Source organism: Streptomyces sp. NPDC028635, assembly GCF_040637635.1.
Taxonomy (GTDB): domain Bacteria; phylum Actinomycetota; class Actinomycetes; order Streptomycetales; family Streptomycetaceae; genus Streptomyces.
The window spans coordinates 1-23,726 of sequence record NZ_JBEZWX010000028.1 but is presented as its reverse complement, the minus strand read 5'-3'; the positions used below and the strand labels follow the sequence as shown (position 1 = coordinate 23,726).

The following is a 23,726-nucleotide window of genomic DNA, read 5'->3' as shown; positions in this document are numbered from 1 at the left end:
AGTTGGAGGAATCGCAATGGCACGTGCGGTCGGCATCGACCTGGGCACGACGAACTCGGTGGTCTCGGTCCTCGAGGGCGGCGAGCCCACCGTCATCACCAACGCCGAGGGCGCCAGGACCACGCCGTCCGTCGTCGCCTTCGCCAAGAACGGCGAGGTGCTGGTCGGCGAGGTGGCCAAGCGCCAGGCCGTCACCAACGTCGACCGGACCATCCGTTCGGTCAAGCGCCACATGGGCACGGACTGGAAGATCGAGCTGGACGGCAAGCCGTTCAACCCGCAGCAGATCTCCGCGTTCATCCTGCAGAAGCTGAAGCGTGACGCCGAGGCCTACCTGGGCGAGAAGGTGACCGACGCGGTCATCACCGTCCCGGCCTACTTCAACGACTCCGAGCGTCAGGCGACGAAGGAGGCCGGCGAGATCGCCGGTCTGAACGTCCTGCGCATCGTCAACGAGCCGACCGCCGCCGCGCTGGCGTACGGCCTCGACAAGGACGACCAGACGATCCTCGTCTTCGACCTCGGTGGCGGCACCTTCGACGTCTCGCTGCTGGAGATCGGCGACGGCGTCGTCGAGGTGAAGGCCACCAACGGTGACAACCACCTCGGTGGTGACGACTGGGACCAGCGCATCGTCGACTACCTGGTCAAGCAGTTCCAGTCCGGCCACGGCGTGGACCTGTCCAAGGACAAGATGGCCCTGCAGCGCCTCCGTGAGGCCGCCGAGAAGGCCAAGATCGAGCTGTCCTCGTCCACCGAGACCTCGATCAACCTGCCCTACATCACCGCGTCCGCCGAGGGCCCGCTGCACCTGGACGAGAAGCTCACCCGCGCCCAGTTCCAGCAGCTGACGGCCGACCTGCTGGAGCGCTGCAAGACGCCGTTCCACAACGTCATCAAGGACGCCGGCATCTCCATCAACGAGATCGACCACGTCGTCCTCGTCGGTGGCTCCACCCGTATGCCCGCCGTCGCCGAGCTCGTCAAGGAGCTGACCGGCGGCAAGGAGGCCAACAAGGGTGTGAACCCGGACGAGGTCGTCGCCATCGGCGCCTCGCTCCAGGCCGGTGTCCTCAAGGGCGAGGTCAAGGACGTCCTGCTCCTCGACGTCACCCCGCTGTCCCTCGGTATCGAGACCAAGGGCGGCATCATGACCAAGCTCATCGAGCGCAACACCACGATCCCGACCAAGCGCTCGGAGATCTTCACCACGGCCGAGGACAACCAGCCGTCCGTGCAGATCCAGGTCTACCAGGGCGAGCGCGAGATCGCGGCGTACAACAAGAAGCTCGGCATGTTCGAGCTGACCGGTCTGCCGCCGGCGCCGCGTGGCGTCCCGCAGATCGAGGTCTCCTTCGACATCGACGCCAACGGCATCATGCACGTCACGGCGAAGGACCTCGGCACCGGCAAGGAGCAGAAGATGACCGTCACCGGCGGCTCCTCGCTGCCGAAGGACGAGGTCGACCGCATGCGTGAGGAAGCCGAGCGCTACGCGGAGGAGGACCACAAGCGCCGCGAGGCCGCCGAGGCCCGCAACCAGGGCGAGCAGCTGGTCTACCAGACGGAGAAGTTCCTCAAGGACAACGAGGACAAGGTCCCCGGCGAGGTCAAGACCGAGGTCGAGGAAGCGGTCGCCGAGCTGAAGGAGAAGCTCAAGGGCGAGGACACCGCCGAGATCCGCTCCGCCACGGAGAAGGTCGCGGCCGTCTCGCAGAAGCTCGGCCAGGCCCTGTACGCCGACGCGCAGGGCGCCCAGGCCGCCGGTGGTCCCGAGGGTGCCGCCGGTGGTGCCAAGGCCGCCGACGACGACGTCGTGGACGCCGAGATCGTGGACGACGAGCGCAAGGACGGGGCCGCGTAATGACGGAGGAGACCCCGGGTTTTGAAGAGAAGCCCGACGTCCCCTCCGGCGCCACCCCTGACGACGCCGAGCCGAAGGCCGCCTCCTCCGAGGAGGGGGCGGCCCCGGCCGGGGACGGGAACGAGGACGCGGGTCTGCTGGCCCAGCTGGACCAGGCGCGCAAGGCGCTCGACGAGCGCACTGCGGACCTCCAGCGCCTCCAGGCCGAGTTCCAGAACTACCGCCGCCGCGTCGAGCGGGACCGCGTCGCGGTCAAGGAGGTCGCCATCGCGAACCTCCTGACCGAGCTGCTGCCCGTGCTCGACGACATCGGGCGCGCGCGGGAGCACGGCGAGCTGGTCGGCGGCTTCAAGTCGGTCGCCGAGTCGCTGGAGACCGTCGCGGCGAAGATGGGCCTGCAGCAGTTCGGCAAGGAGGGCGAGCCCTTCGACCCGACGATCCACGAGGCCCTGATGCACTCCTACGCGCCGGACGTCACCGAGACGACCTGCGTGGCGATCCTGCAGCCCGGGTACCGCATCGGCGAGCGCACCATCCGCCCCGCGCGGGTGGCCGTCGCCGAGCCGCAGCCCGGCGCGCAGGGCGCGAAGGCGGAGGGCGCCGAGGAGAAGGCGGCCGACGACAAGGAGAACGGTGGCCCGGACGAGGGCTGACGTCACACACAGCATGGGGAAGGAGGGACGTCGGGGATGAGCACCAAGGACTTCATCGAGAAGGACTACTACAAGGTCCTCGGCGTCCCCAAGGACGCCACCGAGGCCGAGATCAAGAAGGCGTACCGGAAGCTCGCCCGCGAGTTCCACCCGGACGCCAACAAGGGCAACGCCAAGGCCGAGGAGCGCTTCAAGGAGATCTCCGAGGCGAACGACGTGCTCGGCGACCCCAAGAAGCGCAAGGAGTACGACGAGGCCCGCACCCTGTTCGGCAACGGCGGCTTCAGGCCGGGGCCGGGCGCGGGCGGCGGCTCCTTCAACTTCGACCTGGGCGACCTCTTCGGAGGCGGCGCCCAGGGCGGAGGCTTCGGCGGGGGTATCGGTGACGTCTTCGGGGGCCTGTTCAACCGGGGCGGTGCCGCGGGGACGCGGACCCAGCCCCGGCGCGGCCAGGACATCGAGTCCGAGGTCACGCTCAGCTTCACCGAGGCCATCGAGGGCGCCACGGTCCCGCTGCGGATGTCCTCCCAGGCGCCGTGCAAGGCCTGTTCCGGCACCGGCGACAAGAACGGCACGCCCCGCGTGTGCCCGACCTGTGTCGGTACGGGGCAGGTGGCGCGCGGCTCCGGCGGTGGCTTCTCCCTGACGGACCCCTGCCCGGACTGCAAGGGCCGGGGCCTGATCGCGGAGCACCCCTGCGAGGTCTGCCACGGCAGCGGCCGGGCGAAGTCCTCCCGCACCATGCAGGTCCGCATCCCGGCCGGCGTCTCGGACGGGCAGCGGATCCGGCTGCGCGGCAAGGGCGCCCCGGGCGAGCGCGGCGGACCGGCAGGCGACCTGTATGTCGTCGTCCACGTCGACGCCCACCCGGTGTTCGGCCGCAAGGACGACAACCTCACGGTGACCGTGCCGGTGACGTTCACGGAGGCGGCGCTCGGCGGGGAGGTCAGGGTGCCGACCCTGGGCGGCCCGCCGGTCACGCTGAAGCTGCCGCCCGGCACGCCCAACGGCCGCACGATGCGCGCCCGCGGCAAGGGCGCGGTCCGCAAGGACGGCACCCGCGGCGACCTCCTGGTCACCGTGGAGGTGAGTGTTCCCAAGGACCTGTCGGGGAAGGCTCGTGACGCGCTCGAGGCGTATCGCGAGGCGACCGCGGACCAGGATCCGCGGGCGGAGCTGTTCGAGGCCGCGAAGGGAGCTTGAGTGGGATGGACGGCCGTCGACGTAATCCGTATGAACTGACGGAGGACACCCCGGTCTACGTCATCTCGGTGGCGGCCCAGCTCTCCGGCCTCCACCCGCAGACACTGCGCCAGTACGACCGTCTGGGTCTGGTCTCCCCGGACCGCACCGCGGGCCGGGGGCGGCGCTACTCGGCCCGTGACATCGAACTGCTCCGCCAGGTGCAGCAGTTGTCGCAGGACGAGGGCATCAACCTGGCCGGCATCAAGCGCATCATCGAGCTGGAGAACCAGGTCGCCGCGTTGCAGTCCCGCGTCGCGGAGCTGCAGGCGGCCCTGGAGGGCGCCGCGGCGGCGATGCAGCAGCGCGAGGCCGCCGTCCACGCGTCCTACCGCCGCGACCTGGTCCCCTACCAGGAGGTCCAGCAGACCAGCGCGCTGGTCGTGTGGCGGCCGAAGAAGGCCAAGGACTAGCGGCCGTTCACCGCACCGCGCGAAGGGCCCGGAGGCGATCCGCCTCCGGGCCCTTCGCGTGCGTCGTGCCGGGTGCCGGCCGCGCGCGGCGGGGCGACGGCGGGCCCCCGGGAAGAGGGCGGAGGTGCCCTCCCGCTGGCCGATATCGTTCGGTCATTTGTGCTGATTCGGGGAAGGTGAACACCCGCTCGTGAAGGGTCGGTAAAGGGTGTTTGATGGTGAATGGGCCGGTGTTCTCCCCGTCTTCACGCACCAAGCGGAGCGTGATGTTGCTATCTCGTTAGGTGGCCGGTCTTGACGCAAGGTGGCGGTCCCGCGTTGGCTTTTCAGTCACGTGGGTCGTGCTGCTGCACCCGCGTTTCGTACCGCACCCGAAGTGAGCCCCCGCATGCGCCGTACCGCCATATCCGTGGCCGCATCCACGCTGATCCTCACGCTCGCAGGCTGCAGCATGCTGAACTCCACGGGCGGCGGCGGCACCGCGAGCCCCACGAAGGGCGACGACGTCACGGTGGGCCTGCTGCTGCCGGAGAAGGTCAACTCCCGGTACGAGAAGTTCGACCACCCCATCATCGCCGCGAAGGTCGCCTCCCTCACCCGCAACCAGGGCAAGGTCCAGTACGCCAACGCCGAGCAGGACGCGGCCCGGCAGGCGACCCAGATGCAGCAGATGATCGACGACAAGGTCGACGTCATCCTGCTGGACGCCGTCGACTCGCACGCGATCGCCGGTGAGGTGACGAAGGCGAAGGACGCGGGCATCCCCGTCATCGCCTACGACCGCCTCGCCGAGGGCCCGATCGACGCCTACGTCTCCTTCGACAACGAACTGGTCGGCGAGGTGCAGGGCCGCACCCTGCTGGACGCCCTCGGTGAGAGCGCCGACACCTCCGACCAGATCGTCATGATGAACGGCTCCCCGACCGACCCGAACGCCGGCCAGTTCAAGCGGGGCGCGCTCAGCGAGCTGAACGGCAAGGTGAAGATCGCGGCGTCCTACGACACCAAGGACTGGGACCCGAAGAACGCCCAGGCCCAGATGACCGAGGCCATCGCCAAGCTCGGTGCCAAGAAGATCGCCGGCGTCTACTCCGCCAACGACGCGATGGTCGGCGGCATCATCAAGGCGTTCAAGGCGGCCGGTGTCTCCAGCCTGCCGCCGATCACCGGGCAGGACGCCGAACTGGACGCGGTGCAGCGGATCGTCTCGGGCGATCAGTACATGAGCGTCTACAAGCCCTACCCGACCGAGGCGGAGGCCGCCGCGGAGATGGCCGTCGCCAAGGTGCAGGGCAGGGACATCCAGTTTGACGCGCTCGCGGGCGACACCGTCGACAGCCCCACGCAGAAGGGCATTCCGGCCCAGCTGGTCAGTGTGGTCGCGCTGACGAAGAGCAACATCAAGAGCACGGTCGTCAAGGACGGCATCTACAAGGTGTCGGAGATCTGCACCGGGAAGTACGCCTCGGGGTGCGCCTCCCTCGGGCTGAAGTAGCGCCCCGCGAAACAGCCGTAGCGAATTAGCCGTAGCGAATCAGCCGTAGCGAATTGGCCGTGGCGAATCAGCCGTGGTGACTCGGCGGTGGTGGCTCCGTCGTGGCGCGTCGGCCGCGGGCGTGCGTCACGGCCCGGTGGCCGGGGTCATGGGCACGAACACGCCGTCCGGGGCGTGCGCAACCGTCGCACCGCTGAGGTAGCCGTCCGGGTCCCGGTCGCCGCTCACCCGCAGCCCCGTCACCCGTGCCCGCCGCGGGACGTCGTACCAGACCTCGATCTCGATGAGGTCGTGCCCGCCGATCTCGACCCGCTCGTGCTGGCGGCGCACCGCCATCGCGAAGGAGTCGGGCCGCGTGCCCGTCCCGTCGGTGCTCACCAGGCGTTGTTCCGCGGCGACATAGGTGTGGAAGGCGGGGTCGGCGTTGCGCACCCGCAACCGCGCGGTGCAGAACTGCCCGTCCGGCTGCGCCTCGCTGTGCGTCCCGGCCACGGCGGTCAGCCCGCACCGCAGGGAGAGCACCGTGAAGACCAGGTGCCCGTCCCGGTGGTCACCGGAAACGTGCGAGGAGGGGCGGGCGGACGCACTCGGCGGCGCGCCCGCGGACGTGTCGCATCCGGCCGCGCCCACGGCGGCGGCCAGGACGAGCGCTGCCACCCGGTGAGCCGCGAACGGCGGGTGCGCCGGTGTCGTACGCCCTGCACGGACCATGTGCGGCATTGTCGGGCCGCAGCGCGCCGAAGGGGAGGGGCCCGGCCGGCACGGCCTGCTGCCGCGAGGGCGCGGAGGCCGGGAGATAGCGGTACGAACCGGTGGTTTCCCGCGGTCACGCGGGTTCGAGCCGTGTTGCACCGCACGCTCCGTCCGCGCATAGTTGCGCTGCGAAGAGGCGTGAACCGGGGGTGGAGTGGGCGATGACCGGGCACGGGACGGAAGAGCACCCGCACGGTGCCGACCGACTGTGCGCGGCCGGGGACCGGGTGTACTCCCGGGCGGTGCGGCGCGGCCGGGTGCCCCGCCGGGACACCGAGCAGGTGCCCTGCCTGCTCGACCTGGCGCTGCTGCACCCCGACCCGGACGACATGGACTGGCTGGTGCCCACGGCGCCCCAGGAGGTCATGACCCGGCTGCTGCGCGGCGTGTACGACGAGGTCGCCGAGAGCCAGCGCCGGGTGGGCGCGGCGGTGGCGGCCGTCGAGTGGTACGCCGGCCTCGGCGGCCGTATGCCCGCGGCGGGGGCCGGGGCGGGTGAGGGCAGCGCGATCCGGGTGCTGGACGGTCTCGCGCGGATCCAGGCGGCGATGGACGAGGCGACGCAGGCGTGCACGACCGAGGTGCTGACCGTGCAGCCGGGCGGCATCCGCCGTGAGCACGAGCTGTCCGAGGGGCTGCACCGGGCGCTGGCGCTACGCGGCCGGGGCGTGCGCATGCGGGACCTGTACAACCACGTGGCGCGACACGGGCAGGGACTGCTGACGTACCTGGAGCTGATGGGTGACGCGGTGCAGGCGCGCACGCTCGACGAGGTCGTGGACCGGCTGATCCTCTTCGACCGCACGGTGGCCTTCATCCCGGCGAACGCGGAACGCACGATGGCCCTCGAACTGCGCCATCCGGCCCTGATCTCCTACCTGGTCACGGTCTTCGAGCGGCTGTGGCGCCTGGGCGTCCCGCTGAACGCGCCCATTCCCGACAGCGGTATCGAGGGCATCTCGCACCGCGAGAAGTCCATCGCGGCGCTGCTGGCGGAGGGGCACCAGGACGCGGTCATCGCCGAACGCCTCGGCATCAGCGTCCGCACCTGCCGGGCCCACATCGCCCGCCTGTCGGAGACGCTCGGCGCGGCCAGCCGTACCCAACTCGGTGTCCGTATCGCCCAGGTGGGCCTGGACACCCCGGCCCACCTGACCTTTCCGTGCCAGGAGTCGCCGAGCGCCCGGTGAGCGGACCGAGCCGGGCCGCCTCACTCCTCCTTGTTCAGGATCCCGGACTGGGCTATCAGAAACCCGAGTTGGGCCCGGCTGCCGCTGCCGAGGGCGGCGGCCAGCTTCGCGATGTGGGCCCGGCAGGTGCGCACGTTCATGCCGAGGCGGCGGGCGATGGCCTCGTCGACATGGCCCTCCACGAGCAGTTTGGCGATGGAGTGCTGGATCTCCGTGATGCCGTCGGGGGCGGTCTCGTAGGGGGCGCCGGCGCTCAGCGCCACGGCCCGGTTCCACATGAACTCGAAGACCTTGATCAGGTAGCGCACGAGTGCCGGGTTGCGCAGTTCCAGGGCCACTTGCTGGTCGTCCCGGGCCGGGATGAACGCGACGGACTCGTCGCAGATGATGAGGCGCTCGACCAGCTCGTCGATCGTGCGGTACTCCACCTTGCCGTTGGCGAGCTGGCCCACGTAGGCCAGTTGCTCCAGGTTGAAGCGCACCGTGTGCTGGTAGAGGGTGCGGATCCGCACGCCGCGGTCGACCAGCGCGGTGTCACGGTCCAGCCCCTGGCGGATGGTGCGCTCGGTGAAGCGGTTGCTGGGCTGCACCGTGAGCATTTCGGCCTGGCACTGCGCGGTGGCCAGGTCGAGCGCCGCGTTGATCCGGTCGCTGCCTTCCAGCACGGTGATGGAGTGGGTGGCCGACGCCATCTGCCCGTTCAGGGCCATGAACGGCTCAAAAGCATCGGACAGTTCGATTGCCCACCGTCGGCGCTCCGCGATCTCCCGCTCGATGGGCAGCAGACGCTGCGCGAGCGCAAGCGCCGGGGGGACCGGGCGGAGCCACTCCGGGTCGTCGGGATCGGGGTGGAGCAGGGCGAACTCCATCAGGCAAGGGGCGGGTTCCGCCTCCGAGCGGGAGATACGGCCTTCGCGCAGGGCACCGGCGTAAAGGCGGCTACCCTCCTCGCAGAGCTCGTTCGCCGCATGGGGATGTGCCGTATTGGACCGATTCGACATCAAATCTCCACCCCCCAGGGTCCTGAACATGCAGGAACATGATGCACCGATTGTGTGGCCATGACGTGCCTGAATGAGCCATCGTCGTACTCGACGGGGGAAGAGGGGACCTTCAAGTGAGGACGAAGCCGACTATGGGGAAAAGAGTGCTTCGCTCGATACTTGTCGCCACCTTCTCCGCCGTTGTGGCCCTCGGAGCTCTGGGTGGCCACGCCGGTACGAAGGGCGACGATCGAGCGGACAGTAAGTGGCCGGCGGTGGCGGTGTCCTCCGAGTCCGTGGCTACGGCAGACGGTGCTGGGGGCAGATGATGGCGACTCCACCTGACGACCGTTCCTTCCGACGGGAAATGGCCACCGCGTACCGATCCGGCTGGCACTTCATCGATCTGGTCACCGCCATCCCCCACAACGGGGACTCGCTGATGGTGACCGTGTTCGGTGAGCCGGTCGTCGTCACGCGCGACGACGAGGGCGACGTGCGGGCGTACCGCTGTCTGCGGCGGCCTCGGGGGGCGCCGCAGCCCGTGCGGTGTGCCATCCGGTACGGAATGATCTTTGTGAACCTCGACCAGCGCGACCACCGGCTGTCGGAGCCGGACATCTCCGACGTGCGGACCATCTCGGCCACCCCCCGCAGTGCCTGACGCGATTCCCCCGTCGTAACAGATCGCTCAGGTGCTTCCCCCCGCAGCGGCGTCACCGTGACCTGAACACGGTGACGCCGCTGCCATGTGCGGGCGTACCCGCCGCCGGGGTGCGCGGGGCCGCCGTTCATCCCCGGCCCATGGCCCGGTCCAGCTCGATCTCGATCACCACCCGCGACGGGTTCGGCGACGGCACGCGCTCGTAGCGCTCCGCATAGCGCCGCTCCGCCTCCGCGCCCCGCTCCGCCTCGGTGCGGACGAACGCGCGGCCCTCCAGCGTGGCCCAGCGCCGCCCGGCGACCTGGCAGACGGCGACCCGCGCGCCCCCGGGGCCGGCGGCCCGCACATGCGCCACCTTCGCGCTCGCCTTGTTCGTGATCACCCGGGCCAGCCGCGCCCCGGGGTCGTAGGTCACTCCGACGGGCACGACATGCGGGGTGCCGTCGGGGCGCAGTGTCGTCAGGGTGCACAGATGCCGCTCCCGCCAGAAGGCGAGATACGGCTCGTCCGGTGCGCCCGGGTCCTGGGGGTACGCGGTCATGGGACGGAACCTACTCCCCGCGGCGGCGGACCGCCGCCTGTCACCCCTCCCCCCACAGCCTTGAGTGGAATAGACTCAACTTTGTGTACGTTGACTGAGTCAGTACGGGGAGACGGCTGACCCCAGCACGCGTAGGAGGAGAGAAGCGAACGTGGACGCCGAGCTGACCAACCGGAGCCGGGACGCGATCCAAGCCGCCGGCAACCGGGCCGTGACCGAGGGACACCCGGACCTCACCCCTGCTCACCTGCTCCTCGCGCTGCTCCAGGGGCAGGAGAACGAGAACATCGTCGATCTGCTGGCCGCCGTCGACGCCGACCAGGCCGCCGTGCGCTCGGGGGCCGAGAAGGTGCTCGCGTCCCTGCCCAGCGTGACCGGCTCGACCGTCGCGCCGCCGCAGCCCAACCGCGAGCTGCTCGCCGTCATCGCCGACGCCCAGGCCCGGGCCAAGGAGCTGGGCGACGAGTATCTGTCCACCGAGCACCTGCTCATCGGTATCGCCGCCAAGGGCGGCCAGAGCGGCGAGGTGCTCACCCGGCAGGGCGCCACGGCCGGCAAGCTCCAGGAAGCGTTCCGCAAGGCGAGGGGAGGGCGTCGCGTGACCACCGCGGACCCCGAGGGGTCGTACAAGGCGCTGGAGAAGTTCGGCACGGACTTCACCGCCGCCGCCCGGGAGGGCAGGCTCGACCCGGTCATCGGGCGGGACACGGAGATCCGGCGGGTGGTGCAGGTGCTCAGCCGCCGCACCAAGAACAACCCCGTCCTCATCGGCGAGCCCGGCGTCGGCAAGACGGCCGTCGTCGAGGGGCTCGCCCAGCGGATCGTGAAGGGGGACGTGCCCGAGTCGCTCAAGGACAAGCGGCTCGTGGCGCTCGACCTGGGCGCGATGGTCGCGGGTGCGAAGTACCGGGGTGAGTTCGAGGAGCGGCTGAAGACCGTCCTCGCGGAGATCAAGGACTCCGACGGGCAGATCATCACGTTCATCGACGAGCTGCACACCGTCGTCGGCGCGGGTGCCGGCGGCGACTCCGCCATGGACGCCGGCAACATGCTCAAGCCGATGCTGGCCCGCGGTGAGCTGCGCATGGTCGGCGCGACCACCCTCGACGAGTACCGCGAGCGCATCGAGAAGGACCCCGCGCTCGAGCGCCGCTTCCAGCAGGTGCTGGTCGCCGAACCGAGCGTCGAGGACACCATCGCCATCCTGCGCGGTCTGAAGGGCCGCTACGAGGCGCACCACAAGGTGCAGATCGCCGACAGCGCGCTGGTGGCCGCGGCCACCCTGTCCGACCGGTACATCACCTCGCGCTTCCTGCCCGACAAGGCCATCGACCTGGTCGACGAGGCGGCCTCCCGGCTCCGGATGGAGATCGACTCCTCGCCGGTCGAGATCGACGAACTCCAGCGCGCCGTCGACCGGCTGAAGATGGAGGAGCTGGCGCTGAGCAAGGAGACCGACGCGGCCTCCCGCGAGCGCCTGGACAAGCTGCGCCGCGACCTCGCCGACAAGGAGGAGGAGCTGCGCGGGCTGACCGCCCGCTGGGAGAAGGAGAAGCAGTCCCTCAACCGGGTCGGTGAGCTGAAGGAGAAGCTGGACGAGCTGCGCGGCCAGGCCGAACGCGCCCAGCGCGACGGCGACTTCGACACCGCCTCCAAGCTGCTGTACGGCGAGATCCCGGCCCTGGAGCGCGACCTGGAGGCCGCCTCCGAGGCCGAGGAGGAGGTGTCCCGGGACACCATGGTCAAGGAGGAGGTCGGCTCCGACGACATCGCCGACGTCGTCGCCTCCTGGACCGGCATCCCGGCCGGGCGGCTGCTGGAGGGCGAGACGCAGAAACTGCTGCGCATGGAGGACGAGATCGGCAAGCGGCTGATCGGTCAGGGCGAGGCCGTGCGCGCGGTGTCGGACGCGGTACGGCGTTCACGCGCCGGCATCGCCGACCCCGACCGTCCGACCGGCTCCTTCCTCTTCCTCGGCCCGACCGGCGTCGGCAAGACCGAACTGGCCAAGGCGCTCGCCGACTTCCTCTTCGACGACGAGCGGGCGATGGTCCGCATCGACATGTCGGAGTACGGCGAGAAGCACAGCGTCGCCCGCCTGGTCGGAGCGCCCCCCGGGTACGTGGGCTACGAGGAGGGCGGCCAGCTGACGGAGGCCGTGCGGCGGCGGCCGTACAGCGTGGTGCTGCTGGACGAGGTGGAGAAGGCGCACCCGGAGGTCTTCGACGTCCTGCTCCAGGTGCTGGACGACGGCCGGCTGACGGACGGTCAGGGCCGCACGGTCGACTTCCGCAACACCATCCTGGTGCTGACCTCCAACCTGGGCAGCCAGTTCCTGATGGACCCGGTGACCAGCGAGGAGGAGAAGAAGGAGCAGGTGCTGGAGGTCGTCCGGGCGTCCTTCAAGCCGGAGTTCCTCAACCGTCTCGACGACCTCGTGGTCTTCTCCGCGCTGACGAAGCAGGAGCTGAGCCGGATCGCCGAGCTGCAGATCTCCCGGCTGGCCAAGCGGCTCGCCGAGCGGCGCCTCACCCTCGACGTCACCCCCGAGGCGCTGGCCTGGCTCGCCGACGAGGGCATGGACCCGGCCTACGGCGCCCGTCCGCTGCGCCGCCTGGTGCAGAGCGCGATCGGTGACCGGCTCGCCAAGGAGATCCTCTCCGGCGAGATCAAGGACGGCGACACGGTCCGCGTCGACCGCTTCGGCGAGGGACTGCTGGTGGGCCCGGCGACGGGCAAGACGCTCTGACGGTCCTGACCCTCCGACCACTCTGACGGCTCAGACGGCTCTGACCAGTCTGACGGCTCAGGCGGCTCTGACGGCTCAGACGGACGTGAGGGCGATGTACAGCGTCCAGAAGCACCACAGGGAGAACGCGAGGCAGCCCCACCACAGGGCCCACAACACCCACCGCACCGCTCTCGGTATGCGCATCCGCGCATCATCGCACCGGCGCCGGGCGGAACAGACGGCTCCGGGCCCGGCGCCGGCCGGGCCCGCCGGTCGGTTCACACGGTGGCCCGCCCGTCGGTTCACCCGGTGGCCCGCCGGTCGGTTCACACGGTGAACGCCGAGAACCGCACCCGTGCGGTCGACGTGGACTCGTAGGTCACGTCGACCGTCACGGCGTTCGCCCCGGCGCCGGCCGGTGGCGGATGGTCCTCGCTGTTGAGGTGCAGGCACAGGTCCGCGCCCTCGTCGCAGAAGTCCGTCCGCGGCCGCTCCGCGGGGTAGGTGCGCCGCAGCCACTCGACGACACCGTCCCGTGGCATGCGGAAGGTCACCCGGTAGTCGGTGTCCAGCCAGGTCTGCACCGTGCAGTCGGTGTCGTGCGCGCCGTCGGGCAGGGCCGCCCCGCCGAAGGCCAGCGCCTCGTCGCACGAGGCCTTCTCCGGGCCTCCGCCCAGCGGATAGTCACTGGTCATGAACCGCACCACCGCCACGACCAGCCATATCAGCAGCAGCGTCGGCAGGACCGCGACCGCTGCCACCAGCCCCCACCGGTACCTTCTCCGCGTCATGCCGTTCCCCTCCCGTTCGCGGCGCTCTCGCCCGACCGGCCGGATCATGTCAGCCCAGGGCTGACAGGCCCCGTCGGGGCTTGCCACCCCCCTCCCCCTCTGGGGGAGGATGGCGGAATCCGTACGAAGGGAAATTCACGGTGACCATCGACCCGTCCTCGATTCCGAACTTCGGGGGCCAGCCCCAGCCGCAGCCCCAAGGACCGGCGGGCCCCGTCGTCCCGGATCAGGACCTCGTGAAGCAGCTCCTGGAGCAGATGGAGCTCAAGTACGTCGTCGACGACGAGGGTGACCTCGCGGCGCCGTGGGAGCAGTTCCGTACGTACTTCATGTTCCGCGGCGAGGACGACCAGCAGGTCTTCTCGGTGCGGACGTTCTACGACCGCCCCCACAAGATCGACGAGAAGTCCCAGCTGCTGGAGTCGATCGACGACTGGAACCGCCGCACGCTGTGGCCCAAGGTCTACACCCACACCCACGACGACGGCACCGTCCGCCTCATCGGCGAGGCGCAGATGCTGATCGGCATGGGCGTGAGCCTGGAGCACTTCGTCTCCTCGACCGTCAGCTGGGTGCGCGCCGCGATCGAGTTCGACCGCTGGCTCGTCGAGCAGCTGGGCCTGGAGCAGGAGGTCAACGACGCCGACCAGCCCGAGGAGGGCGAGGAGTAGTCCTGCCTCACCACAGGTGCGTACGGCCGATCACGGTCAGGTACGCGCCGTGGGCGAACGACAGCCCGGCCAGGGCGCCGGCCACCACGGCCGCGTGCCAGGGCCGGGCTTTCGCCGTGTGCGGGGCCCGTGTGACCGGGGGCGGGTGCCGGCGGCGGCGCCCCGTGACGCGGCGCCCGTCCACAGGCTGTGGAAACTCCGGACCCGTTCGTGACCCTCACGAGGGAAACTACTTGCCGAAGTGGAAAGTAGTTTCCTAGAGTGGGTGCACGGGGGCGGACCGACCACCGCCCCGGGACACGGGGAGGACCACATGAGCAACGGCACGGACCAGCCGTACGACCAGCACGCCGCGGCGGCGGCCCTGCACGCCGCGCGTGACGCCCAGGCGGCCGCCCGGGCCGCGCAGCGCACACCGCGCGGCTATGTCGTCGCGCAGGGCGCCGCCTGCGCCGTCGAGTTCGCGGCCCTGGGGCTGGCGGCGGTGGCGGACGAGCGGTGGTCGGGGCCGCTGCTCGCCCTCGGCCTGGCCGGCTTCGTCGCCTTCATGGCCTTGATGTGGGCGGGGGTCCGGCACAGCGGGAGCGTGCCCTGGCCCCGGCGCGAGGGGCGCCCGGCCTGGCGGATACTGCTGCCCCCGGCCGCGACGATCGCCGTCGGCGGCCTGGCCGCGGTCCCCTACGGCATGCCCGGCGCGATGGTGGTCTTCGGCGTCGTCTGCGCCGTGGACCTCGGGCGGCGCGTCATACGAACGGAGCACGCGTGACCGACACCCCGCCGCCCGCCCTGGACCGGGAGTTGCAGCACCCCACCCGGCTGGCGCTCGTCGCCTACCTCTCCTCCTGTGCGGAGGCCGAGTTCGGGGTGTTGCGGGACTACTGCGGCATCTCCGACTCGGTCACCAGCAAGACGGTGTCCGCCCTGGAGAAGCTCGGCCATGTGAGCGTCCGCAAGGGCTATGTCGGCAAACGGCCGCGCACCTGGGTCGCGCTCACGCGGGAGGGGCGCCGGGCGCTCGAGGCGCACCTCGCGGCGCTGGAGGAGATCGTCACCGCCGCCCGGCGCGCGGGCGCCGAGCAGCAGGGGTGACGCCGGCCGGCGTGGGTGTCAGCCGGCCAGTGCCTTGAGCCGCTGGGCCGCCTCCTGGAGCACCTCCGTGCGCTTGCAGAAGGCGAACCGCACGAAGGGCGCGCCCGCCTCGCGGTGGTCGTAGAAGACGGCGTTCGGGATGGCCACCACGCCCGCCCGTTCGGGCAGCGCGCGGCAGAAGGCGAACCCGTCGTCGAAGCCGAGCGGGCGGATGTCGGTGGTCACGAAGTACGTGCCGGCCGTCCGGAACACCCCGAATCCCGCCTGGGCCAGGCCCGCCGCGAGCAGGTCCCGCTTGGCGCGCAGATCCTCGCGGAAGGCGGTGAAGTACGACTCCGGCAGGTTCAGCGCCTCGGCGATCGCGTACTGGAAGGGGCCTGCGGAGACATACGTCAGGAACTGCTTGGCCGAGCGCACGGCCGCCACCAGGCCGGGCGCGGCGGTGATCCAGCCGACCTTCCAGCCGGTGAAGGAGAACGTCTTCCCGCTCGAGGAAATGGTGACGGTGCGCTCCCGCATCCCGGGCAGGGTCGCCAGCGGCACATGGGCGGCGCCGTCGAACACCAGGTGCTCGTACACCTCGTCGGTCACCACCAGCAGGTCCCGTTCGACCGCCAGCTCGGCGATCGCGGTCAGCTCCTCGCGGGTGAGGACGGCGCCGGTGGGGTTGTGCGGAGTGTTGATCAGCAGCAGCCGGGTGCGGTCGGTGACGGCGTCGCGCAGCTCGTCGAGATCGAGCCGGAAGGTGCCCTCGCCGGGACGCGGGCGCAGGGTGACCGGCACGCGCGTGCCGCCCGCCATGGCGATGCAGGCCGCGTACGAGTCGTAGTACGGCTCCAGCGCGACGACCTCGTCGCCGGGCTCGACCAGGGCGAGCAGGGCGGCCGCGATGGCCTCGGTGGCGCCCGCGGTGACCAGCACCTCGGTGTCGGGGTCGAACGCCAGCCCGTAGTGGCGCAGCTGGTGCGCGGTGATGGCCGCGCGCAGCTCGGGGACGCCGGGGCCGGGCGGGTACTGGTTGCCCCGTCCGTCGCGCAGCGCCCGCACAGCGGCCTCACGGACCTCCTCGGGTCCGTCGGTGTCGGGGAAACCCTGACCGAGGTTGATGGCCCCGGTGCTCAGGGCGAGGGCGGACATCTCGGCGAAGATCGTCGTCCCGAACTCGGCGAGCCGGCGGTTCAGCAGGGGGCGGGCGCTGGAGGTCATGCGGGCCATCCTGCGCCGAAGCTCTGGAGTTCCTCAACTCTGCTTTGGGTCACGAGGGGGGTGGGCATCTCCCGGTCACACCAAGAGCGGGGCGGCCGACGGGGGACGCCTCGCCGGACCCGCCCCGGGCGGAGGCCCGGGGCGGGTCCACGGGGGAGAAACGGAAGGAGGGTGACGCCGTGAGCGTGTTCTTCGGCTTCATCCTGGTGCTGATCGCCTTCGCGGTGATCGCGGCGATCGTGTCCGGCGCCCGCCGGGGCCGGCGCGCCGCCCGCCGGCCCGGCCGCCGCAGTGCCGCCGGCACCCTTTTCGGCGGCAGCGGCTCCAGCAGCAGCTGGTGGGCCGGCGGCGACACCGGTGGGTCGTCGTGCGGTTCGTCCTCGGGTGGGCACCACGGTGGCGGTCACCACGGCGGTGGCCACTCGGGGCACGGGGGACATTCCTGCGGGGGAGGCCACTCCTCGTGCGGCGGCGGCTCGTCCTGCGGAGGCGGGTCGTCCTGCGGGGGTGGCGGGGGCGGATGCGGAGGAGGCAGCGGCTGACACGGGGCAGCCGGGTCTCGAACAGGGGAACGCATCCGCGCCGCGGGGCCCGGTCCTGGGCCGGGTCCCGCGGCGAACCGTCCGACACACGTGCGGTGCGCGGGCGTACGCCTCGCGCGGGTGGGCGTACGCCGTCGTTGAACAGTTGAGCGTTGCAGCCCTCTGAGGGATGGAAACCCTCCGAAGTTGGGTAAAAACGCTGTGGCGGCCGCGCCGTTCATGATTCCCTCTCCATCACCACCCCAGCCCAGAGGGCCTGCCTGACAGTTCCCGCCCGCCCCGCGGCGCCTGGCAGACAGCCCCCAGGACGTCTCGCGCGGACGCCTGCCCGCCGGGCTGACCGGGCCGATCTCCCGGTGTCGACCGGGGTGTGACGGACCAACGCCCCTGTTCTTTGCGTGCTTGCGGAGCCGATCCATGCTCACGACCCTGAAGACCTCCTACACCGACACGCGCGCGGCCGACCTCGCCTGGGCCCTGGGACGCGAACCGCTCCCCGCACTGGCCACGCTCGATCTCGAACTGACCGGCGCCAAACTCCAGTTGAGATTGCTCGGCGCCTCCCACCAGGTACTCCTGGAGGAGGAGCGGGGCATGTGCTCGGAGACGGTGGCCTGTATTCCGGGCAGCAGCACACCGCTGCCGCTCGGCGTCGCCAAACGCGTCGGCGACTGGGAGTACGAGTTCGCCGCCCGTGTCGAGGTGCTCTCCCCGGGCTCCTTCGCGGGCCGCGCGCAGGAGCTGCTGGCCCTGGTCTCCGACCACCCCAACGGCCTGGCCGGTGTCTTCCCGGGCAGCCCGCACGCCTTCACGGCGCTGCTGGCGCAGGCCCACGAGGGCCACGTCCACTGGCGCACCTGGCACGCCTACCCGCAGGACGGCCAACTGGTGGCCACCCGCACGCGGGTCGGCACCCGGGTACCGGCCGCGGTCTAGACGCTCTCGCTCCGGCCGGCCGCTGTCGCCGTGCCCGCCGTGTGCCGTGCCCGCATGTCCCCGTGCCCGCGTGTCCCCGTGCCCGCGTGTCCCCGTGCCCGCGTGTCGCCGTACGCAGACCACCGGGTGTCGGCCGGGCAAACCCGTGAAGGGCCAACACCACACGTGTGGGTGACGAAGCGTGGCGGACCTCTGACGTAACGTCACAAGCGTGATCGAACAGCACGCCCCCGCCCCGCCCGGCGCGCCACCGCCCTGGGGCTGTCCCGCGCGGCTGCCCGTCCGTCCGCGCACGGGACGGTTCCTGGTCCTCGCCGGTGTGTTCGTGTGCGCCGCTTGCGGACTGGTGTACGAGCTCGAACTGGTCGCCCTCGCCTCGTACCTGATCGGCGACTCGGTCACCCAGGCCTCGGTCGTGCTGTCGGTCATGGTGTTCGCCATGGGCATCGGCTCGCTCGCGGCCAAGCGGCTGCGGCGGCACGCGGCCATCGGTTTCGCCGCCCTGGAGGCGGCGCTCGCCCTGGTCGGCGGATGCAGCGCGCTCACCCTGTACGCCGTGTTCGCCTGGACGGGGGCCTGGGGCGGGCTGTGGGCGAGCGGCCCGCGCTGCCTGCTGGTCGCCTTCTCCCTCGCCATCGGGCTGCTGATCGGCGCCGAGGTGCCGCTGCTGATGGAGCTGATCCAGCGGATCCGCCGTCAGGACGCGGGAGGCGCGGTGGCCGACCTGTTCGCCGCGGACTACGTCGGCGCCCTCGTCGGCGGCCTCGCCTTTCCCTTCCTGCTGCTGCCGTTGCTGGGCCAGCTGACCAGCTCCCTGCTCACCGGCGCGGTCAACGTCGTCGCCGGGGGCGCGCTCGTCCTCGGGCTGTTCCGCCGCGATCTGAGCCGGCGCGCCCGGCGGGTGCTGCTCGGCGTCGGTCTCGTCGTGCTCGGCGTGCTCGCCTTCGCCGCCGCCGAGGTCGACGACTTCGAGCGGGCCGCACGGCATGCCGTCTACGGCGACGGGGTGCGCGTCGCCGTGCAGAGCGGAGTCCAGGAGATCGTCCTGACCGGCGGCACCGCGGGCCGCCCCCTCGACCTCTTCCTCGACGGCCGGCTGCGCGTCGGCGGCCATGACGAGCGGCGCTACCACGAGGCGCTCGTCCAGCCCGCGATGGCCGGGCCGCACGCGCGCGTGCTGATCCTCGGCGGCGGCGACGGCCTGGCCGCCCGTGAGGTGCTGCGCCATCCGGACGTGCGGCGGCTGCGCGTCGTCGAACTGGACCCCGAGGTGGTGCGCCTCGCCCGCACCGACCCGGCGCTGGCCCGGCTCAACGACCACGTCTACGGCGACCCGCGCCTCACCGTCACCACCGCCGACGCCTTCGGCTGGCTGCGCACGGCGCCGCAGGAGTCGTACGACGTGGTGATCGCGGATCTGCCGGATCCCGGCATCACCGCCAGCACCAAGCTGTACTCGCAGGAGTTCTACGGGCTGGCCCGGCGTGTGCTCGCCCCCGGCGGGCGGCTCGTCGTGCACGGCGGGCCGGTCGCCGCGCGGCCCCGCGTGTTCTGGACCGTGGAGTCGACGCTGCGGGCGGCGGGGCTGCGGACCGTGTCCTACCGGGTCGACGGCCGGGACTCCGGGTTCGCGGCCGGGCCGGACCGTACGGCCGGGGTGTCCCATCCGCCGGGGGACTGGGGCTTCGTCCTGGCCGGTGGCGGCGCGCGGCCGCCGGCCCTGCGTCTGGACCCCGGCGGCCCCCGTCCGGCCACGCTGACCCCCGGCGCGCTCGCCGCCGACGCGCGCGCCGCGGCGGCCACGCGGGTCCCGGGGCTGCCGCCGTCGACGCTGGTGCACCCGCGGTACCGAGGCTGACCGGCCCGGGCCCGGCGGCTCACCCCTCGCGCCCGCGCGGCGGCGACCTCGCCCGTTTCGCGCGCCTGCTCGGCGGCCACCTCGCGCGCTCGCGGGGCGGCGGCCTTTCCCGTCGCGCGCAGGCGTGGCGGCCCGCCTCTCCCCCGAGAGACGGGCCGCACCCTTCCCCCCGGTCGGGTCGCTCGCCACCGAAGGTACGGGCCGTGGTGCCGGGCCGAATCCCGCGCTCGGCTGATCTTGGGCGCAACCCAGGGGGTAGTCGTGCGGCTCCTGCAACTTCCGCGGTAGTCCGCAAGGAGGAGGGCAAGGGGATCCAGGCGCGTGGGGGTGCAGTTCGCCGCCCGCTGGGTAGGCTCCGTCGACATGGAGCATGAGGTGTTCGTCCCGGTCCCCGCCGAGCGGCTTCGGGCGGCGCTCGCCGACCCCGCGCGGATCGCCCGGGCGGTGCCCGGACTCCAGCGGGACGCCGGTGCGGAAGACGGCACGGACATCGCCGGGCGGCTGAAGCTGCGGGTCGGCGGGCACTCCGTCACCTACCGCGGCACCCTGCGGGTCACCGGCCGCGAGGACGGTTCCTGCGCGGTCGAGGGCGACGCGGGCGAGGCGCGCGGCAGCGGCACGGTCAAGCTGACGCTCGCCGTGCGGGCCACGGACGCCGAGGGCGGCGCCACGCTCACCTTCGAGGGCGGTGCGACGGCGGACGGCCGTATCGCCGAACTCCCCGCGGAGGAGGTCGAGGCGGCGCTCACCCGCCTGCTGACCCGGTTCGCGGAGCACCTGGGGCAGGAAGAGACGCAGGAGGGGACGCGGGCGGGGGCCGCCGAAGCTGCGGACGCCGCGCCCGAGTCCCCCGAGCAGCTGTCCGCCGGGGACTTCGAGCCGGCCGCGACCACCGACTTCGAGACCGCGCCGGACGCCGACGACGCTCCGGCACCGTCCGTCTTCGACGTCGAGGTGCCGCCGCCTTCCCTGGACCCGCGCGCCGAAGAGGCCCCCGAGCCGCCGGCGGACGCCCCGGCGGACAGTGCCGAGACGCAGGCAGGCGCCGAGGCGGACCACACCGAGCCCGGCCGGCCGCCCGCCGAGGCCGCGCACGCCCGCCGCACGATGATCGGCCGCAGCGCCGAGGAGGTCGACCACGCGCCGCCCCGTGGCCGCTACGCCCCGGTCCCGGCCCCGCAGAGCGCCTCGGCGACCTCCACCCTGCGCTGGATGGCCCCGGCCGCGGTGGCGGTGGTGGCGTCAGCGATCGTGGTCGGCCGAGCCCTGCGCCGCCGCCGCTGACCGTCCAGGCCCTGCGCCGCCGCCGCTGACCGTCCAGGCCCTGCGCCGCCGCCGCTGGCCGGCGGGGTCCTGCGCCGTCGCCGCCGACCGTCCGGGCCCGCTGCCGCCGCCGACCGTCCGGCCCCCGCGCCACCACCCCCTCCCGTCGCCCCTCCCGTCGCCCCCCTCCCGTCGCCCCCCTCCCGTCGCCCCCGCGCCCCCCGCCCCCAGTACTGTCGTCCCGTGAGTAACGAAGACATCACGTTGAGCGCGGGGGACGCGCAGGTCGTCGTGCGGCCCGGCAGCGGTGGGCGGATCGGATCCGTGCGTGTCGGCGGTGCGGAGCTGCTGCGCCAAGGGGACCGCTACGGCTGCTTCCCGATGGTGCCCTGGTGCGGGCGGATCCGGGACGGACGGTTCCGGGACGGCGCCACCGAGCATCAGATGCCGCTGAACTCCCCGCCGCACGCCATCCACGGCACCGCCCGCGACGGTGCCTGGAGGACCGCCCGCGCCACGGCCGACGAGGCCGTCCTGACGTACGACCTGGTCGAGCCGTGGCCCTACCCCGGCCGGGTCACGCAGGTCGTCGCCCTCGCCCCGGACTCCCTGACGCTGACGATGTCGATCGAGACGTACGACTCGTCGTTCCCGGCGCAGATCGGCTGGCACCCCTGGTTTAACCGGAACCTGGGCGGCGAGGACGTCACGCTGGACTTCTCGCCCGCCTGGCAGGAGGAGCGCGGCGAGGACCATCTGCCCACCGGCAAGCGGATCGAGCCGAAGCCCGGCCCCTGGGACGACTGCTTCGGCATGCCCGGCGGCGTCGACGTCACCCTCACCTGGCCCGGGCGGCTGGAACTGAAGGTGACCAGCCGGGAGGAGTGGGTCGTCGTCTACGACGAGCAGGCCGAGGCGGTCTGCGTGGAGCCGCAGACCGGGCCGCCGAACGGGCTGAACACCGCCCCGCGCCTGGTCACGCCCCTGGAGCCGCTGGAGGCCACGACCACCTGGAGCTGGCGGCGCCTTTGAGCGCATTTAAGCTGGTCGGCATGACGGACGTTCGCGCGGCGCTGCTGCAGCAGATCAAGGACAAGGCCGTGGTGCACGGCAAGGTGACCCTCTCCTCGGGTCTGGAGGCCGACTACTACATCGACCTGCGCCGCATCACGCTCGACGGCGAGGCGGCCCCGCTGGTCGGCCAGGTCCTGCTGGACCTGACCGCCGAGCTGGAGTTCGACGCGGTCGGCGGCCTGACCATGGGCGCCGACCCGGTGGCCGCCGCCATGCTGCACGCCGCCGCCGCGCGCGGGAAGAAGCTCGACGCCTTCGTCGTCCGCAAGGCCGCCAAGGCGCACGGCCTGCAGCGCCGCGTCGAGGGCCCGGACATCGCGGGCCGCCGGGTGCTCGTCGTCGAGGACACCTCCACGACCGGCGGCTCGCCGCTCACCGCCGTCGAGGCCGTGCGCGAGGCCGGCGCCGAGGTCGTCGCCGTGGCGACGATCGTCGACCGGGCGACCGGTGCGGCGGAGAAGATCCAGGACGGCGCGGGGGTGCCGTACCTGTACGCCTACGGCAAGGACGAGCTGGGCCTGGACTGACCGGTCCCGCCGCCCGCCCCCTGGACCGCGCCTGGACCTTCCGGCCGAGTCTGGGAAGATGGGGCCGACGATGACGTCGCCCCCATGGTCTAGGTCAGGGCCGTAACGCACCACACGCCCACCCGCACATACAAGGAGCGGACAGATGCCCATCGCAACCCCCGAGGTCTACAACGAGATGCTCGACCGGGCGAAGGCAGGCAAGTTCGCCTACCCGGCCATCAACGTCACCTCCTCCCAGACGCTGCACGCGGCCCTGCGCGGCTTCGCGGAGGCGGAGAGCGACGGCATCGTCCAGATCTCCACGGGTGGTGCCGAGTTCCTGGGCGGCCAGCACAACAAGGACATGGTCACCGGCGCGGTCGCCCTGGCCGAGTTCGCGCACATCGTCGCCGAGAAGTACGACGTCAACATCGCCCTGCACACCGACCACTGCCCGAAGGACAAGCTCGACGGGTATGTGCGTCCGCTGCTGGCGCTGTCGAAGAAGCGCGTCGAGGCCGGTCTGAACCCGCTGTTCCAGTCCCACATGTGGGACGGCTCCGCGGAGACCCTGGCCGACAACCTGGCGATCGCCCAGGAGCTGCTCGAGCAGGCCCGCGCCGCCAAGATCATCCTCGAGGTCGAGATCACCCCGACCGGTGGCGAGGAGGACGGCGTCTCGCACGAGATCAACGACTCCCTGTACACCACCGTCGAGGACGCCCTGCGCACCGCGGAGGCCCTGGGCCTCGGCGAGAAGGGCCGCTACCTGCTCGCCGCGTCCTTCGGCAACGTGCACGGCGTGTACAAGCCGGGCAACGTCGTCCTGCGTCCCGAGCTGCTGAAGGAGCTGAACGAGGGCGTCGCCGCCAAGTACGGCAAGGCCTCCCCGTTCGACTTCGTCTTCCACGGCGGCTCCGGCTCCTCCCAGGAGGAGATCCTGACCGCGCTGGACAACGGCGTGATCAAGATGAACCTCGACACGGACACCCAGTACGCCTTCACGCGTCCGGTCGCCGCGCACATGTTCACCAACTACGACGGTGTCCTGAAGGTCGACGGCGAGGTCGGCAACAAGAAGACCTACGACCCGCGCACCTGGGGCAAGCTCGCCGAGGCGGGCATGGCCGCCCGTGTCGTCGAGGCCTGCAACCACCTGCGCTCCACCGGCACCCGCATCAAGTAAGCGGTCCGGAGGACGTCACCCGAAGGCCCGGTGGCCGTACCGCGGTACGGCCACCGGGCCTTCGGCGCGCCC

24 protein-coding genes are annotated in these 23,726 nt (G+C 71.8%); 18 read left to right on the top strand and 6 right to left on the bottom strand.

Annotation, left to right across the window (positions count from 1 at the left end; translation table 11 throughout):
• The first annotated feature begins 16 nt into the window (after positions 1–16).
• From dnaK to AB0E88_RS25665, 5 genes are all read left to right on the top strand, one after another.
• The gene (gene dnaK, locus AB0E88_RS25685) at positions 17–1,864 is read left to right on the top strand and encodes a molecular chaperone DnaK (RefSeq protein WP_361634769.1); all 1,848 of its coding nucleotides are present in this window, start codon (positions 17–19) and stop codon (positions 1,862–1,864) included.
• Positions 1,864–2,517 (top strand): nucleotide exchange factor GrpE, encoded by a 654-nt coding sequence (grpE, locus tag AB0E88_RS25680; protein ID WP_361634766.1) that lies wholly within the window; start codon positions 1,864–1,866, stop codon positions 2,515–2,517. The genes dnaK and grpE overlap by 1 nt, the downstream gene beginning before the upstream one ends.
• A gap of 36 nt (positions 2,518–2,553) precedes the next feature.
• Positions 2,554–3,720, top strand: a complete 1,167-nt coding sequence (dnaJ, locus tag AB0E88_RS25675; RefSeq protein ID WP_361634763.1) for a molecular chaperone DnaJ — start codon at positions 2,554–2,556, stop codon at positions 3,718–3,720.
• Positions 3,721–3,725: 5 nt separating this feature from the next.
• Positions 3,726–4,172, top strand: a complete 447-nt coding sequence (locus tag AB0E88_RS25670; RefSeq protein WP_103779400.1) for a helix-turn-helix domain-containing protein — start codon at positions 3,726–3,728, stop codon at positions 4,170–4,172.
• A gap of 388 nt (positions 4,173–4,560) precedes the next feature.
• Positions 4,561–5,667: a substrate-binding domain-containing protein gene (locus AB0E88_RS25665; protein WP_361634760.1), complete on the top strand. Its 1,107-nt coding sequence runs from the start codon at positions 4,561–4,563 to the stop codon at positions 5,665–5,667.
• A gap of 126 nt (positions 5,668–5,793) precedes the next feature.
• On the opposite strand, the gene AB0E88_RS25660 is transcribed toward AB0E88_RS25665, so the two are convergent.
• On the bottom strand, positions 5,794–6,378 hold the full coding sequence (locus AB0E88_RS25660; protein WP_361634757.1) for a hypothetical protein: 585 nt from the start codon (positions 6,376–6,378) through the stop codon (positions 5,794–5,796).
• 203 nt (positions 6,379–6,581) lie between these two features.
• On the opposite strand from AB0E88_RS25660, the gene AB0E88_RS25655 reads away from it, so the two are divergent.
• The gene (locus tag AB0E88_RS25655) at positions 6,582–7,610 is read left to right on the top strand and encodes a helix-turn-helix transcriptional regulator (RefSeq protein ID WP_361634754.1); all 1,029 of its coding nucleotides are present in this window, start codon (positions 6,582–6,584) and stop codon (positions 7,608–7,610) included.
• A gap of 20 nt (positions 7,611–7,630) precedes the next feature.
• Here the strand turns inward: AB0E88_RS25655 and AB0E88_RS25650 are convergent, their stop codons facing one another.
• Positions 7,631–8,611 carry a helix-turn-helix transcriptional regulator gene (locus AB0E88_RS25650; protein ID WP_361634751.1) on the bottom strand — a complete coding sequence of 327 codons (981 nt, stop codon included), beginning with the start codon at positions 8,609–8,611 and terminating at the stop codon, positions 7,631–7,633.
• A gap of 310 nt (positions 8,612–8,921) precedes the next feature.
• Here AB0E88_RS25650 and AB0E88_RS25645 point away from each other — a divergent pair, with 310 nt between their 5' ends.
• The gene (locus AB0E88_RS25645; protein ID WP_361634932.1) at positions 8,922–9,257 is read left to right on the top strand and encodes a hypothetical protein; all 336 of its coding nucleotides are present in this window, start codon (positions 8,922–8,924) and stop codon (positions 9,255–9,257) included.
• Positions 9,258–9,384: 127 nt separating this feature from the next.
• Here AB0E88_RS25645 and AB0E88_RS25640 read toward each other — a convergent pair whose 3' ends face one another.
• Complete coding sequence (locus AB0E88_RS25640) at positions 9,385–9,798, bottom strand: TIGR03618 family F420-dependent PPOX class oxidoreductase (protein WP_361634748.1); 414 nt, start codon at positions 9,796–9,798, stop codon at positions 9,385–9,387.
• Positions 9,799–9,949: 151 nt separating this feature from the next.
• Here AB0E88_RS25640 and clpB point away from each other — a divergent pair, with 151 nt between their 5' ends.
• Positions 9,950–12,547, top strand: coding sequence for an ATP-dependent chaperone ClpB (clpB, locus tag AB0E88_RS25635; protein ID WP_361634745.1), 2,598 nt, complete (start codon positions 9,950–9,952; stop codon positions 12,545–12,547).
• Between the two features lie 308 nt (positions 12,548–12,855).
• Here clpB and AB0E88_RS25630 read toward each other — a convergent pair whose 3' ends face one another.
• Positions 12,856–13,320 (bottom strand): hypothetical protein, encoded by a 465-nt coding sequence (locus AB0E88_RS25630; protein WP_361634742.1) that lies wholly within the window; start codon positions 13,318–13,320, stop codon positions 12,856–12,858.
• A 140-nt stretch (positions 13,321–13,460) separates the two neighbouring features.
• On the opposite strand from AB0E88_RS25630, the gene AB0E88_RS25625 reads away from it, so the two are divergent.
• Complete coding sequence (locus AB0E88_RS25625; protein ID WP_361634739.1) at positions 13,461–13,991, top strand: YbjN domain-containing protein; 531 nt, start codon at positions 13,461–13,463, stop codon at positions 13,989–13,991.
• 7 nt (positions 13,992–13,998) lie between these two features.
• On the opposite strand, the gene AB0E88_RS25620 is transcribed toward AB0E88_RS25625, so the two are convergent.
• Complete coding sequence (locus AB0E88_RS25620) at positions 13,999–14,175, bottom strand: hypothetical protein (RefSeq protein ID WP_361634736.1); 177 nt, start codon at positions 14,173–14,175, stop codon at positions 13,999–14,001.
• A gap of 129 nt (positions 14,176–14,304) precedes the next feature.
• Between AB0E88_RS25620 and AB0E88_RS25615 the strand changes: the two genes are divergently transcribed.
• Together AB0E88_RS25615 and AB0E88_RS25610 are read left to right on the top strand one after the other, a co-directional pair.
• On the top strand, positions 14,305–14,757 hold the full coding sequence (locus AB0E88_RS25615) for a hypothetical protein (protein WP_361634733.1): 453 nt from the start codon (positions 14,305–14,307) through the stop codon (positions 14,755–14,757).
• On the top strand, positions 14,754–15,080 hold the full coding sequence (locus tag AB0E88_RS25610; RefSeq protein ID WP_361634730.1) for a transcriptional regulator: 327 nt from the start codon (positions 14,754–14,756) through the stop codon (positions 15,078–15,080). The genes AB0E88_RS25615 and AB0E88_RS25610 overlap by 4 nt, the downstream gene beginning before the upstream one ends.
• 18 nt (positions 15,081–15,098) lie before the next feature.
• Here AB0E88_RS25610 and AB0E88_RS25605 read toward each other — a convergent pair whose 3' ends face one another.
• Positions 15,099–16,295 carry a pyridoxal phosphate-dependent aminotransferase gene (locus AB0E88_RS25605; RefSeq protein ID WP_361634727.1) on the bottom strand — a complete coding sequence of 399 codons (1,197 nt, stop codon included), beginning with the start codon at positions 16,293–16,295 and terminating at the stop codon, positions 15,099–15,101.
• A gap of 170 nt (positions 16,296–16,465) precedes the next feature.
• Here AB0E88_RS25605 and AB0E88_RS25600 point away from each other — a divergent pair, with 170 nt between their 5' ends.
• The 7 genes from AB0E88_RS25600 to fbaA all read left to right on the top strand — a co-directional run bounded on the left by AB0E88_RS25600 (position 16,466) and on the right by fbaA (position 23,654).
• On the top strand, positions 16,466–16,828 hold the full coding sequence (locus tag AB0E88_RS25600; RefSeq protein ID WP_361634724.1) for a hypothetical protein: 363 nt from the start codon (positions 16,466–16,468) through the stop codon (positions 16,826–16,828).
• Positions 16,829–17,245: 417 nt separating this feature from the next.
• Positions 17,246–17,764, top strand: coding sequence for a DUF2617 family protein (locus tag AB0E88_RS25595; protein ID WP_361634722.1), 519 nt, complete (start codon positions 17,246–17,248; stop codon positions 17,762–17,764).
• Between the two features lie 211 nt (positions 17,765–17,975).
• Positions 17,976–19,622, top strand: coding sequence for a polyamine aminopropyltransferase (locus AB0E88_RS25590; protein WP_361634719.1), 1,647 nt, complete (start codon positions 17,976–17,978; stop codon positions 19,620–19,622).
• Positions 19,623–19,985: 363 nt separating this feature from the next.
• Positions 19,986–20,906, top strand: a complete 921-nt coding sequence (locus AB0E88_RS25585) for an SRPBCC domain-containing protein (protein ID WP_361634717.1) — start codon at positions 19,986–19,988, stop codon at positions 20,904–20,906.
• A gap of 222 nt (positions 20,907–21,128) precedes the next feature.
• On the top strand, positions 21,129–21,917 hold the full coding sequence (locus tag AB0E88_RS25580; RefSeq protein WP_361634714.1) for an aldose 1-epimerase: 789 nt from the start codon (positions 21,129–21,131) through the stop codon (positions 21,915–21,917).
• A 20-nt stretch (positions 21,918–21,937) separates the two neighbouring features.
• Positions 21,938–22,486 carry an orotate phosphoribosyltransferase gene (gene pyrE / locus AB0E88_RS25575; protein WP_361634711.1) on the top strand — a complete coding sequence of 183 codons (549 nt, stop codon included), beginning with the start codon at positions 21,938–21,940 and terminating at the stop codon, positions 22,484–22,486.
• Positions 22,487–22,631: 145 nt separating this feature from the next.
• Complete coding sequence (gene fbaA, locus AB0E88_RS25570) at positions 22,632–23,654, top strand: class II fructose-bisphosphate aldolase (protein WP_361634708.1); 1,023 nt, start codon at positions 22,632–22,634, stop codon at positions 23,652–23,654.
• Positions 23,655–23,726 lie beyond the last annotated feature (72 nt).

Excerpts from the sequence above, each read along its gene's own strand:
- dnaK (WP_361634769.1), top strand. The coding sequence starts at position 17 with ATGGCACGTGCGGTCGGCATCGACCTGGGCACGACGAACTCGGTGGTC.
- grpE (WP_361634766.1), top strand. The coding sequence starts at position 1,864 with ATGACGGAGGAGACCCCGGGTTTTGAAGAGAAGCCCGACGTCCCCTCC.
- dnaJ (WP_361634763.1), top strand. The coding sequence starts at position 2,554 with ATGAGCACCAAGGACTTCATCGAGAAGGACTACTACAAGGTCCTCGGC.
- AB0E88_RS25670 (WP_103779400.1), top strand. The coding sequence starts at position 3,726 with ATGGACGGCCGTCGACGTAATCCGTATGAACTGACGGAGGACACCCCG.
- AB0E88_RS25665 (WP_361634760.1), top strand. The coding sequence starts at position 4,561 with ATGCGCCGTACCGCCATATCCGTGGCCGCATCCACGCTGATCCTCACG.
- AB0E88_RS25660 (WP_361634757.1), bottom strand. The coding sequence starts at position 6,378 with ATGGTCCGTGCAGGGCGTACGACACCGGCGCACCCGCCGTTCGCGGCT.
- AB0E88_RS25655 (WP_361634754.1), top strand. The coding sequence starts at position 6,582 with ATGACCGGGCACGGGACGGAAGAGCACCCGCACGGTGCCGACCGACTG.
- AB0E88_RS25650 (WP_361634751.1), bottom strand. The coding sequence starts at position 8,611 with ATGTCGAATCGGTCCAATACGGCACATCCCCATGCGGCGAACGAGCTC.
- AB0E88_RS25645 (WP_361634932.1), top strand. The coding sequence starts at position 8,922 with ATGGCGACTCCACCTGACGACCGTTCCTTCCGACGGGAAATGGCCACC.
- AB0E88_RS25640 (WP_361634748.1), bottom strand. The coding sequence starts at position 9,798 with ATGACCGCGTACCCCCAGGACCCGGGCGCACCGGACGAGCCGTATCTC.
- AB0E88_RS25630 (WP_361634742.1), bottom strand. The coding sequence starts at position 13,320 with ATGACGCGGAGAAGGTACCGGTGGGGGCTGGTGGCAGCGGTCGCGGTC.
- AB0E88_RS25615 (WP_361634733.1), top strand. The coding sequence starts at position 14,305 with ATGAGCAACGGCACGGACCAGCCGTACGACCAGCACGCCGCGGCGGCG.
- AB0E88_RS25605 (WP_361634727.1), bottom strand. The coding sequence starts at position 16,295 with ATGGCCCGCATGACCTCCAGCGCCCGCCCCCTGCTGAACCGCCGGCTC.
- AB0E88_RS25595 (WP_361634722.1), top strand. The coding sequence starts at position 17,246 with ATGCTCACGACCCTGAAGACCTCCTACACCGACACGCGCGCGGCCGAC.
- AB0E88_RS25585 (WP_361634717.1), top strand. The coding sequence starts at position 19,986 with ATGGAGCATGAGGTGTTCGTCCCGGTCCCCGCCGAGCGGCTTCGGGCG.
- pyrE (WP_361634711.1), top strand. The coding sequence starts at position 21,938 with ATGACGGACGTTCGCGCGGCGCTGCTGCAGCAGATCAAGGACAAGGCC.
- fbaA (WP_361634708.1), top strand. The coding sequence starts at position 22,632 with ATGCCCATCGCAACCCCCGAGGTCTACAACGAGATGCTCGACCGGGCG.